General features: G+C 71.0%; 9 protein-coding genes and 1 pseudogene. 4 read left to right on the forward strand and 6 right to left on the reverse strand.

Features of this window, described 5'->3' with window-relative positions; translation table 11 throughout:
- The 3 genes and pseudogenes from O7634_RS31805 to O7634_RS31815 all read right to left on the reverse strand — a co-directional run.
- A pseudogene (locus tag O7634_RS31805) lies at nucleotides 1–188 on the reverse strand (Fe-S cluster assembly protein SufD); the annotation flags it as partial.
- Between the two features lie 97 nt (nucleotides 189–285).
- The gene (gene sufB / locus O7634_RS31810; RefSeq protein WP_278148130.1) at nucleotides 286–1716 is read right to left on the reverse strand and encodes a Fe-S cluster assembly protein SufB; all 1431 of its coding nucleotides are present in this window, start codon (nucleotides 1714–1716) and stop codon (nucleotides 286–288) included.
- Nucleotides 1713–2366 carry a transcriptional regulator gene (locus O7634_RS31815; protein ID WP_278153811.1) on the reverse strand — a complete coding sequence of 218 codons (654 nt, stop codon included), beginning with the start codon at nucleotides 2364–2366 and terminating at the stop codon, nucleotides 1713–1715. Before O7634_RS31815 ends, sufB begins: the two co-directional genes overlap by 4 nt.
- Nucleotides 2367–2629: 263 nt before the next feature.
- Between O7634_RS31815 and O7634_RS31820 the strand changes: the two genes are divergently transcribed.
- Nucleotides 2630–3574: a COX15/CtaA family protein gene (locus O7634_RS31820; protein WP_278148131.1), complete on the forward strand. Its 945-nt coding sequence runs from the start codon at nucleotides 2630–2632 to the stop codon at nucleotides 3572–3574.
- Between the two features lie 576 nt (nucleotides 3575–4150).
- Here the strand turns inward: O7634_RS31820 and O7634_RS31825 are convergent.
- The 3 genes from O7634_RS31825 to O7634_RS31835 all read right to left on the reverse strand — a co-directional run bounded on the left by O7634_RS31825 (nucleotide 4151) and on the right by O7634_RS31835 (nucleotide 6663).
- A complete protein-coding gene (locus tag O7634_RS31825) occupies nucleotides 4151–5071 on the reverse strand; it encodes a hypothetical protein (RefSeq protein ID WP_278148132.1) in 921 nt (306 codons plus the stop codon).
- 14 nt (nucleotides 5072–5085) lie between these two features.
- Entirely contained in the window at nucleotides 5086–5421 is a 336-nt protein-coding gene (locus tag O7634_RS31830) for a hypothetical protein (protein ID WP_278148133.1), read from the reverse strand.
- A gap of 288 nt (nucleotides 5422–5709) precedes the next feature.
- The gene (locus O7634_RS31835) at nucleotides 5710–6663 is read right to left on the reverse strand and encodes a heme o synthase (protein ID WP_278148134.1); all 954 of its coding nucleotides are present in this window, start codon (nucleotides 6661–6663) and stop codon (nucleotides 5710–5712) included.
- A 266-nt stretch (nucleotides 6664–6929) separates the two neighbouring features.
- Here O7634_RS31835 and tkt point away from each other — a divergent pair, with 266 nt between their 5' ends.
- The 3 genes from tkt to O7634_RS31850 form a co-directional block, all read left to right on the forward strand.
- The gene (gene tkt, locus O7634_RS31840; RefSeq protein WP_278148135.1) at nucleotides 6930–9068 is read left to right on the forward strand and encodes a transketolase; all 2139 of its coding nucleotides are present in this window, start codon (nucleotides 6930–6932) and stop codon (nucleotides 9066–9068) included.
- Between the two features lie 15 nt (nucleotides 9069–9083).
- Nucleotides 9084–10259 carry a transaldolase gene (tal, locus tag O7634_RS31845; RefSeq protein WP_278148136.1) on the forward strand — a complete coding sequence of 392 codons (1176 nt, stop codon included), beginning with the start codon at nucleotides 9084–9086 and terminating at the stop codon, nucleotides 10257–10259.
- Nucleotides 10260–10305: 46 nt separating this feature from the next.
- Nucleotides 10306–11935, forward strand: a 1630-nt coding sequence (locus tag O7634_RS31850) for a glucose-6-phosphate isomerase (RefSeq protein ID WP_278154140.1), incomplete at its 3' end; no start/stop codon positions are given.

The raw sequence follows: 11935 nt of genomic DNA on the forward strand, positions 1-11935 counted from the left end.
GCGTCGTCGTGCTCGTGCCGGACCGCACCGGTGGCGGCCGGCACCCCGGTCAGGCCGCGCAGGCGCTTGAGCGGGGTGAAACGCCAGTCCTCCTCCAGCCCGGTGAGGGCCGGGAAGTCGGCGACGTCGTACGAGCGCAGCGCCTGCGACTTGGTGCTGGGCGGCGGCGCGGAAGCCTGGGTAGTCATCTCTTCCTTGGTCTGTCATGGATCGGAGGGTCGAAGCGGGCTGGACCGGACCCTGCGCACCGGGTCCGGGTCCGGCCCTGGCCGGGCGGAGGCGGCGTCAGCCGACCGCGCCCTCCATCTGGAGTTCGATGAGCCGGTTCAGCTCCAGGGCGTACTCCATCGGAAGCTCCTTGGCGATCGGCTCGATGAAGCCACGCACGATCATGGCCATCGCCTCGTCCTCGCTCAGGCCCCGGCTCATCAGGTAGAAGAGCTGGTCATCGCTGATCTTGGAGACGGTCGCCTCGTGCCCCATCGCCACGTCGTCCTCGCGGATGTCGACGTACGGGTAGGTGTCCGAGCGGGAGATGGTGTCGACCAGCAGGGCGTCGCACTTGACGGTGCTGCGGCTGTGGTGCGAGCCCTCCAGCACCTGCACCAGGCCCCGGTACGACGTGCGGCCGCCGCCGCGGGCGATCGACTTCGACACGATGGTGCTGCTGGTGCGCGGCGCCGCGTGCACCATCTTGGCGCCGGCGTCCTGGTGCTGGCCCTCGCCGGCCATCGCCACCGAGAGCACCTCGCCCTTGGCGTGCTCGCCGGTCATGTAGACCGCCGGGTACTTCATCGTCACCTTGGAGCCGATGTTGCCGTCGACCCACTCCATGGTCGCGCCCTCGTGGCAGACGGCGCGCTTGGTGACCAGGTTGTAGACGTTGTTCGACCAGTTCTGGATGGTCGTGTAGCGGCAGCGCGCGTTCTTCTTGACGATGATCTCCACGACCGCGCTGTGCAGCGAGTCGGAGGAGTAGAGCGGCGCGGTGCAGCCCTCGACGTAGTGCACGTACGCGCCCTCGTCGACGATGATCAGCGTCCGCTCGAACTGGCCCATGTTCTCGGTGTTGATCCGGAAGTACGCCTGCAGCGGGATCTCCACGTGCACGCCCTTCGGCACGTAGATGAACGAGCCACCGGACCACACCGAGGTGTTCAACGCGGCGAACTTGTTGTCGCCGACCGGGATCACCGTGCCGAAGTACTCCTTGAAGATGTCCTCGTGCTCGCGCAGCGCGGTGTCGGTGTCCAGGAAGACGACGCCCTGCTCCTCAAGGTCCTCACGGATCTTGTGGTAGACGACCTCCGACTCGTACTGCGCCGCGACACCGGCGACCAGACGCTGCTTCTCCGCCTCCGGGATGCCCAGCCGGTCGTAGGTGTTCTTGATGTCCTCGGGCAGGTCCTCCCAGCTGGCAGCCTGCTTCTCGGTGGACCGCACGAAGTACTTGATGTTGTCGAAGTCGATCCCGGTCAGGTCGGCGCCCCAGGCCGGCATCGGCTTGCGGTCGAACAGCCGCAGGCCCTTCAGCCGCAGGTCGAGCATCCACTGCGGCTCGTTCTTCTTGGCCGAGATGTCCCGTACCACCGCCTCGTTGAGGCCGCGCTGGGCAGACGCCCCGGCGACGTCCGGGTCGGACCAGCCGTACTCGTAGCGACCGAGGGCCGCGAGCTGCTCCTCCTGGGTCAGGGGCTGGACGATCTGCTCGGTCATCTATCTGTCCTCACAGTGGTGACGGGATTACCGGATGGAGCACGGCCCGGCTGGGTCGGGATGTGCGTGGTGCACACCCCGTCGCCGTGTGCGATGGTGGCCAGGCGCTGCACGTGGGTGCCGACCAGACGGGAGATCACCGCGGTCTCGGCCTCGCACAGCTGGGGGAACTCGGCGGCCACGTGCGCCACCGGACAGTGGTGCTGGCAGAGCTGGCCGCCCGAGGCGATCGTGGTCGCGTTGGCAGCGTAACCCTCGGCGGTCAGCGCCGAGGCGAGTGCCTCGGCTCGGGCGAGAGGGTCGTCGCCCGCGTCCTCCATGGCGGCACGGCAGCGCGACTCCAGCGCCGACACCTGCTCGGCGGCGAACGCCGCGACCGCGTCCGAGCCGCCGCTGCGGGCGATCCAGCGCAGCGCGGCGGTGGCCATGTTGTCGTAGTGGTGTGTGCCACAGCGGCCCCGGGCGGCCTCGGTCAACAGGAACACCTTGGCCGGACGCCCCCGGCCACGGCTGCCCCGCACGGTCTGCTCACGGGCGTAGACGTCGCCGTCGGCGAGCATCGCGTCCAGGTGCCGGCGGATCGCCGCCGGACTGAGCCCGAGGGCCACACCGAGCTGCGCGGCGGTCGTCGCGCCCCGCTCCAGCAGCAGGTGGGTGACCCGGTCCCGGGTGGAGACCTCGGTCGCCGACGACCCGGCAAGAGCGGTCGGCGCGGCCCCGACGGACGCGGACGCGGGCGCGCCGAGGGCCGGAACGGCCGTCGGTTGGTGCCCGGAGAGCGCCGCCGCGTTTTTCACAACGCCAACGTTACGTAATTACCCGGACTGTCGCAAACCTGGGTTCCGGTGATCCGAACCACCGGGTCGGCGGAGTCGGACGAACCTCGATCACTACGGTGCGTAGGATTTGGGCCGTGAACCGAATCGTCCCCCCGGTCTCCGGCACCCTGCTGCGCCGCCTCGCCCTCGCCTCGATCATCGCGAACGTGGGCATCGTCGTCACCGGCGGGGCCGTCCGGTTGACCGCCTCGGGTCTCGGCTGCCCCACCTGGCCCCGGTGCACCGACGATTCCTACGTCACCACGCCCGAGATGGGCGTCTACGGGGTGATCGAGTTCGGCAACCGCATGCTCACCTTCGCGGTGGGCCTGATCGCGCTGGCCACCGTCCTGGCCGTGCTGGCCCACCGACCGCGCCGCCCCGGGCTGCTCGGGCTGGCCGTGGCGGTTTTCCTGGGCATCCCCGCCCAGGCGGTGATCGGTGGCATCACCGTGCTCACCAACCTCAACCCGTGGGTGGTCGGGCTGCACTTCCTCGCCTCGATGGCGGTGATCGCCGCCGCGTACGCCCTCTGGCGTCGCGTCACCGACCCGGACGGCCCGGCCGTGGCCGTGGTGCCCACCCCGCTGCGGACACTGGCCCGGATCACCACCGCCGTCACCGTCGCGGTGCTCGTCGTCGGCACCTGGGTCACCGGCAGCGGCCCGCACGCCGGCGACCACGGCGCGGCGCGCAACGGGCTCGACCCGGAGACCATCTCCCAGGTGCACGCCGACGGGGTGTTCCTGCTGGTCGGTCTGTCGGTGGCGCTGATCCTCGCGTTCCGCGCGGTGCACGCGCGGCGGGCCACCCGCGCCGCGATCGTCCTGATCGCCGTCGAGCTGGGCCAGGGTCTGATCGGCTTCGTGCAGTACTTCACCCACCTGCCGGCGCTCCTGGTCGGCGCGCACATGCTCGGGTCCTGCCTGGTGCTGCTGGCCGCCCTGTCGGTGCAGTGGTCCACCCGGGAACGCCACCCGGTCACGTCGGCACCGGAGGCCGTCCCGGCCCAGGCCGCCCCGGTGCCGGTCAACGCCTGACGCGCCCCGCGCCCCGCGCCCCGCGCCCCGCGCCCCGCGCCCCGCGCCCCGCGCCCCGCGCCCCGCGCCCCGCGCCCCGCGCCCCGCGCCCCGCGCCCCGCGCCCCGCGCCCCGCGCCCCGCGCCCCGCGCCCCGCGCCCCGCGCCCCGCGCCCCGCGCCCCGCGCCGAAGATCGTGCTCGAACCACGATGTAGTGGCCTCACCGACACGCCCAGGCCACTACATCCGGGATGTTGCGCGATCTTGACCTCGAGAACCCCAGGTAGCGCCCGCGCACTGGGCCATCGGCCTCAAGATCCGCGCAACATCAGGGAAAGTGCTGGCTCATCGTGCGGTGAGGCCGCAACTCCGGTGAAGTTGCGCGGATCTTGGGACGCCCCCCGCGGGTCTCGGCCCGCGACGCACGGCAGAAGGCCTCAGCGCGTGGCAGGAAACGGCAGCGCGTGGCAGGAAACGGCAGCGCCCAACCCAGCCCCCACTCAAGGGTCGCGACCAACCAGGGCGACGCGCGCCCAACCCAGCCCTCACTCAAGGGCCGAGACCAACCAGGGTGACAAGCGCCCAGGCCAGCCCGGCTCAGGGGCGGCGGGTCAGGTGGGTGGTGATCGCCCCGGCGAGGCGATCGGGGGCTCCGTCGGCGTACCCGATGAAGAGCGACGGCTCGGTCAACTCCAACTCGACCAGGACCGGCTCGCCGTCCGGGCCGGGGATCAGGTCGACCCGGGCGTAGAGCAGTGCCCGGGTGCCGCCGGGGACCGCCGCGAGAGTGCGCTCGGCCACCGCCAGCTCGGCGCGCCCGGGGGTACGGGGACTGATCTCCTCGGCCTTCTCCGGCGCGGACGGGCCGAGGTCGGGACCGGTCAGCATCGGGCCCTTGCGGATCGCGTGGCTGAAGGTCAGCCCGTCCGGACCGGCCAGGTAGAGCAGGGCGGTCTCACCCTCGGTGTCGACGGCGGGCAGGTAGGGCTGCACCATTGTCACCCGGCCGGCGTCGGAGAGCCGACGGGCGTGCGCGGCGGCCAGGCGCCGGTGCTCCGGGTCGGCCAGGTCGTAGCGGCCGGTGTCCTGGCTGCCGGCGCTGATCGAGGGCTTGAGCACGTACTCGCCGGTCTCGGCGGGCGGCTGCCAGGTCTCCCCGGGTTCGATCCAGGTCGTCGGTACGACCGGCACCCCGGCGGCGGCCAACTCGGCGAGGTAGCGCTTGTCGGTGTTCCAGCGCACCACGTCGGCCGGGTTGACCAGCCTGGGCACGGATGCCGCCCAGGCCACGAACTCGTCCCGGCGCAGCGCGTAGTCCCATGGTGAGCGGAGCACGACCAGGTCGTAGCGGACCCAGTCGACGGCGGGGTCGTCCCAGACGACGATGTCGACGGCGACGCCACGGGCGGCGAGCGGGGACAGGACCAGCTGGTCGTCGCCGTTGAGGTCGACCAGTTCGGCCCAGGTGACGAGAGCGACCCGGGGTTCCCCCCGGGTCGACTGGTGGTTGGTGGTCAATTCAGGTGTCTATATCAACGGGCCATCGTGCGTCGGGCCATCGACCGCCAGAGGTCGTTGCTCGGCCGCATCTGGTCCATCAGTTCACGCTCCCAGGCGTTCTCGACGGTGACTCCCGCCTTGGCGCACGCCTCCCGGGCGGTGACGGTGTCGTCGGCGAACTGGTCGCCCCACTCCCCGTCGGCGCCCACCAGGACGATTCGTGCGCCACGCTTGCCGACGTACTCGATGACCGCCTTCGCGCCGCCGTGTCCGGCGGCGAAGGCCTTGAGGCCCGCGACCAGGCCGTGGTGCGCCTGCTCGCCGGCGGTCTGCTCGGCCGTCAGCGTCGTATCGGAACCATCTGCCATAACGCGAAGCCTAAGCAGACTTGCACACCGTTGGGCGAGAACCATGAACCTTTTGTGATGCCAATTACCTAAGGGTTTAAGGCTGACCACAGGTAACCTGACCGGATTTATCCGACTTGTACGGGCGAAACCACCCGGCAAACCTCCCGCAGCCGGCGCAGGTTGAGCCGATCCGACTCATGCTGAAAGTTACTCTGATGTGATGTTAAACCCGGACAACTCATCTACGAGCATGATTAGTCGGCGGTTATCCCGGTAAGCCACCGACGACAGAAACGTGAGAGCGAATCAGATCAACGCGTCGAGCGCGACGGCGACGAAGACGATCGTCAGGTACGTCGTCGACCAGTGGAACAACCGCATCGGCTTGACCGCCTCGCCGCGCGTCGCCCGGCGGCAGAGCCGGTGCGCCTCCACGATGAAGATGGCTCCCACGACCAGGGTCGGCACCCCGTAGATCGCGCTCAACCCCAGCGGCCAGACGGCCAGTGACGTCAACACGGTCAGCCACGCGAAGATCAGGATCTCGGCGTTCACCCGGCGGGTCGAGGCCACCACCGGCAGCATCGGGATGCCCGCACGGGCGTAGTCGTCCTTGTACTTCATGGCGAGCGGGTAGAAGTGCGGCATCTGCCAGAAGAAGACCACCGCGAAGAGCCCCCAGGCGGCCGGCGCCAGCGAGCCGGTGACCGCCGCCCAGCCGATCAGCACCGGCGCGGCCCCGCAGGCGCCGCCCCAGAAGGTGTTGGCCGGGGTGGAGCGCTTCAGCCACAGGGTGTAGACGAGGTCGTAGTAGGCGATCGCGGCCAGCGTCAGACCCGCGGCCAGCAGGTTCGTGAACGTCGCCATCAGGACGACCGACACCGCCGCCAACACCAGGCCGAAGACCAGAGCGCTGCGCGGTGACACGGTGTGCGCCGGCAGCGGGCGACGCTTGGTACGCCGCATCAGCTGGTCGATGTCCCGGTCGATGTAGCAGTTGAGCACGCTTGCCGCGCCGGCGGCGAGCGAGCCGCCGATGAGCACTATCGCCATCAGCCACAGCGACGGCAGCCCACCCTCGGCGAGCATCATCGCCGGAACGGTGGTGACCAGCAGAAGTTCGACGATCCGGGGCTTGGTGAGCGCCACGTACGCCGAGATGACCGCGCGTACGTCCCGCCGGGCCACCGGGCCCTCGGCCGCCCGCGCCGGATGCTGCCCGGCCGGGTTGCTCACGGGGCGCTCGGTGATCATGCTCACGGATTGCCACCTTCCGGCATCGCCATGGGGAGATCGGTTCGGCGGAGCCCGCTCGGGTCCGCACACCGACCCACACACTACGCGTCGTCGTTTTGGCTGCCCGGCCGACCCGACAACGGTGCGGGCCGTCACACCACCGGGTGCTGTCGCGCAGTCAGATCGTCACGTAGCGCACACCATGATGAGATCCCCGGGCGCACGTTTAGGCACGCTCGATAAGGTCATCGGTGAGGGTTCCGCCCATCTGCCGAGGAGCACAAACCATCGTGGCTGCCAAACGACCCGAGCACTCCGCACTGAACTGGTCCGACCTCGATCGCCGGGCTGTCGACACCGTCCGCGTGCTGGCCATGGACGCCGTGGAGAAATCCGGCAACGGCCATCCGGGCACCGCGATGAGCCTCGCGCCCGCCGCGTACCTCCTCTTCAACCGCGTGATGCGGCACAACCCGGCCGACCCGAACTGGCCCGGCCGGGACCGTTTCGTGCTCTCCGCCGGACACTCGAGCCTGACGCTCTACATCCAGCTCTTCCTGTCCGGTTACCCGCTGAGCCTGGACGATCTGAAGTCGCTGCGGCAGTGGGGCTCGCAGACTCCGGGGCACCCGGAGCACGGGCACACGCCGGGCGTGGAGACCACCACCGGCCCGCTCGGTCAGGGCCTGGGCAACGCGGTCGGCATGGCCATGGCGGCCCGCCGCGAGCGCGGCCTGTTCGATCCGGAGGCCGAGCCGGGCGCGTCGGTCTTCGACCACGACATCTGGTGCATCGCCTCGGACGGCGACATCGAGGAGGGCATCAGCCACGAGGCCAGCGCCCTCGCCGGGCACCAGCAGTTGGGCAACCTGACGCTGATCTACGACGACAACGAGATCTCCATCGAGGACGACACCCGGATCGCCAAGAGCGAGGACGTGGCCGCCCGCTACGAGGCGTACGGCTGGCACGTGCAGACCGTCGACTGGCGCAGCGGCGACGCGGACCAGGGCGACTACCACGAGGACGTCGAGGCGCTGTACGCGGCGCTGCTGGCCGCCCGGGCGGAGACCAGTCGCCCCTCCTTCATCGCGCTGCGCACCATCATCGGCTGGCCCGCGCCCAACAAGCAGAACACCGGCAAGATCCATGGTTCGGCGCTCGGCGCGGACGAGGTGAAGGCCACCAAGCGCCTCCTCGACTTCGACCCGGAGCAGACCTTCCAGGTCGACGAGAACGTGCTCGGCCACGCCCGCACGGTGATGGGTCGCGGCGCGGACGCCCAGCAGGAGTGGACCACCTCCTTCGACGCCTGGAAGGCGGCCAACCCGGAGCGCGCCGCGCTCTACGAGCGGCTGGCGGGTCGGGTGCTCCCGGACGGTTGGACCGACGCGCTGCCGGTCTTCCCGGCCGACGCCAAGGGTGTGGCCACCCGGGCCGCCTCCGGCAAGGTGCTGGAGGCCCTGGCGCCGGTGCTCCCGGAGCTGTGGGGCGGCTCCGCCGACCTGGCGGAGAGCAACAACACCACGATGAAGGGCGAGCCGTCGTTCATCCCGGCGTCACACGCCACCAAGGACTTCCCCGGCCACGAGTACGGCCGCACGCTGCACTTCGGCATCCGTGAGCACGCCATGGGCGCGATCCTCAACGGCATCGCCCTGCACGGCGGCACCCGCCCGTACGGTGGCACCTTCCTGGTGTTCAGCGACTACATGCGCCCGTCGGTGCGGCTGGCCGCGCTGATGAAGCTGCCGGTGACCTACGTGTGGACGCACGACTCGATCGGTCTCGGCGAGGACGGCCCGACCCACCAGCCGGTGGAGCACCTGACCGCGCTGCGGGCGATCCCCGGCCTGGACGTGGTCCGCCCGGCGGACGCCAACGAGACGGCCTGGGCCTGGCGGCAGGCGTTGGAGCACACCGACCGGCCCACCGCGCTGGCGTTGAGCCGGCAGCCGCTGCCGACCCTGGACCGCGACGTCCTCGGTAGCGTGGAGGGGGTGGCCAAGGGCGGTTACGTGCTGGCCGAGGCGTCCAACGGCAAGCCCCAGGTGATCATCGTCGGCACCGGCTCCGAGGTGCAGCTCTGCCTGACCGCCCGGGAGCGGCTGGAGGCCGACGGCACCCCGACCCGGGTGGTCTCGATGCCCTGCCAGGAGTGGTTCTACGAGCAGGATGAGGCCTACCGGGAGTCGGTTCTGCCACGCGGGGTAAAGGCACGGGTGAGCGTGGAGGCGGGCATCGCGATGTCGTGGCGCGCCATCGTCGGTGACCTGGGCGAGAGCGTGAGCCTGGAGCACTACGGGGCGAGCGCTCCGCACACCGTGCTCTTCGAGCAGTTCGGGTTCACCCCCGACCGGATCGTGGCGGCGGCGCACGCCTCGCTGGCTCGGGTGGGCGACATCACCGGTTTCACGACCGGCAACTGAGGGAGCGTGGACGGCATGACCGACAAGTTGAATGAGCTGACCGCCGCGGGCGTGGCGGTCTGGCTCGACGACCTTTCCCGGGTGCGGTTGAGCTCAGGCGGGCTGGACCAGCTCCGCCGGGAGAAGCACGTCGCCGGGGTCACCACCAACCCGACGATCTTCGCCAAGGCGCTGAGCGATGCCGACGAGTACAACTGGCAGCTGCGTGACCTCGCCACCCGTGGGGTGGACGTCGAGGAGGCCGTGCGCATGCTCACCACGTACGACGTGCGGTGGGCCTGCGACGTGATGCGCCCGTCGTACGACGGCAGCGACGGTGTCGACGGCCGGGTCTCGATCGAGGTCGACCCGCGCAGCGCGCACGACGCGGACAAGACGGTCGCCGAGGCCAAGGCGCTGTGGTGGCTGGTCGACCGGCCCAACCTCTTCATCAAGATCCCGGCGACCGAGGAGGGCCTGTCGGCGATCACCGACACGCTCGCCGAGGGGATCAGCGTCAACGTGACGTTGATCTTCGGGCTGGACCGCTACTCGGCGGTCATGGAGGCGTTCCTGGCCGGTCTGGAGCAGGCCAAGGCGAACGGTCACGACCTGTCCACGATCGGCTCGGTGGCGTCGTTCTTCGTCTCCCGGGTCGACTCGGAGGTCGACAAGAGGCTGGAGAAGATCGGCTCGGACCAGGCGAAGGCGCTGCGCGGCAAGGCCGCCGTCGCCAACGCGCAGCTCGCGTACGAGCGCTACACCGAGGTCTTCTCCTCGGACCGCTGGAAGGCGCTCGAGGCCGCCGGGGCGCACCCGCAGCGGCCGCTGTGGGCGTCCACCTCCACGAAGAACCCGGACTACCGCGACGTCATCTACGTCGAGGAGCTGATCGCCGCCGGCACCGTCAACACCATGCCGGAGTCGGTCATCCACGCGTACGCCGATCACGGCGAGACCCGGGGCGACACCGTCACCGGCTCGTACGACGCGGCTCGGCAGGTCTTCGCGGACCTGGAGTCGGTCGGGATCGACATGTCCGACGTGATCGCCACCCTGGAGCGCGAGGGCGTGGAGAAGTTCGAGGTCAGCTGGCAGGAGCTGCTCGACGGCGTGCGCAAGTCGCTGGACGCGGCGAAGCAGGGCACCGGAGCCCCGAACAAGGCGGCCACCGGCAACGCGCAGGCCGCCCAGAAGGCCGGTGGGGCATGAGCGAGCGAATCGGCGGGCACGGCACGCGGCGGAGCGGAGTGACGGCATGAGTGACCTGCTCGCGGGACCGGTAGAGGCGGCCGCCGGGCTGGCCGTGTACGGCGCGGACGCGGTCGACAAGACCGCGCCGGCGTCTACCCGGGACGCGCTGGTCAAGGCCGGTGTGCCGGGCAGGCTGGCCGGCAAGGACGCCAGCCTGTGGGGTCCGGACGCCGAGGCGGAGGCGAAGATCCGGCTGGGCTGGGTGGACACCCACCAGCGCAGCCGGGAGCTGCTGGCGCAGTTGGCCGAGCTGAAGGCCGAGCTGACCGACCTCGACCACGTGGTGCTCGCCGGCATGGGTGGCTCGTCGCTGGCCCCCGAGGTGATCACCCGGACGCTCGGTCGTCCGCTGACCGTGCTGGACACCACCGACCCGGGCCAGGTCCGGGCGGCGCTCGGCGACCGGTTGGAGCGCACCGTCGTGGTGGTGGCCAGCAAGTCCGGCTCCACCGTCGAGACCGACAGCCACCGGCGCGCGTACTGGCAGGCGTTCCTGGACGCCGGGATGACCGAGGCGGAGGCCGGCCGGCACTTCGTCGTCGTCACCGACCCGGGTTCGCCGCTGGAGCAGACCGCGACCGAGATGGGCGCGTTCACCGTGCTCGCCGACCCGAACGTGGGCGGCCGCTACTCCGCGCTCACCGCGTTCGGCCTGGTGCCCTCGGCGCTGGCCGGGGTCGACGTGTCGGAGCTGCTCGACCAGGCCGACGCGCTGGCCGCGTCGCTCGGCGCGGACCGGGACAACCCGGCGCTGGCGCTGGGCGCCGCCCTGGGCGCCGCCGCCACCCTGGCCCGGGACAAGGTCGCCCTGGTCTCCGACGGCACCGGCATCGACGGGCTCGGCGACTGGGCCGAGCAGTTGATCGCCGAGTCGACCGGCAAGGCCGGAGTGGGCATCCTCCCGGTGGTGGTGGAGTCGCCACAGAGCCCCGGCGCCACCGGCGCGGACGTGCTGACGGTCAGCTACGGCGGCGCGCTGGCCGCCGGGGAGATGCCCGGCGGCGGCGCCAACCCGGACGTGGCCGTCAACGGCCCGCTCGGCGCGCAGTTCCTGGCCTGGGAGTACGCCACCGCGGTGGCCGGCGTGGTGCTCGGCATCGACCCGTTCAACCAGCCGAACGTCACCGAGTCCAAGGAGAACACCAACAAGATCCTGGCCTCGGGCCTGCCGGCGGAGACGCCGTCGTTCACCGAGGGCGCGATCGAGGTGTACGCCCCGCAGGGCGCTCCGGCAGACCTGGTCGGCGTGCTGCGCTGGCTGCTCGACGGGCTGGGCGACGACGGCTACCTCGCGGTGATGGCGTACCTCGACCGGTTCGCCGACGCCGACACGGCCCGGCTGCGGTCGCTGCTGGCCGAGGCGGGCGGGCGTCCGGTCACCTTCGGCTGGGGCCCGCGGTTCCTGCACTCGACCGGCCAGTACCACAAGGGCGGGCCGCAGGTGGGCAGCTACCTCCAGGTGACCGGCGCGGTCGCCGAGGACCTGGAGGTGCCGGGCAAGCCGTACACCTTCGGCACCCTCCAGGCGGCGCAGGCCGCCGGCGACCGTCAGGCCCTCGCCGGTCGGGAGCGCCCGGTGCTGCGCCTGCACCTGACGGACCGGACCGCCGGCGTCGCCCAACTGCTCGACGCGG

Source organism: Micromonospora sp. WMMD1120, from assembly GCF_029626235.1.
Lineage (GTDB): Bacteria > Actinomycetota > Actinomycetes > Mycobacteriales > Micromonosporaceae > Micromonospora.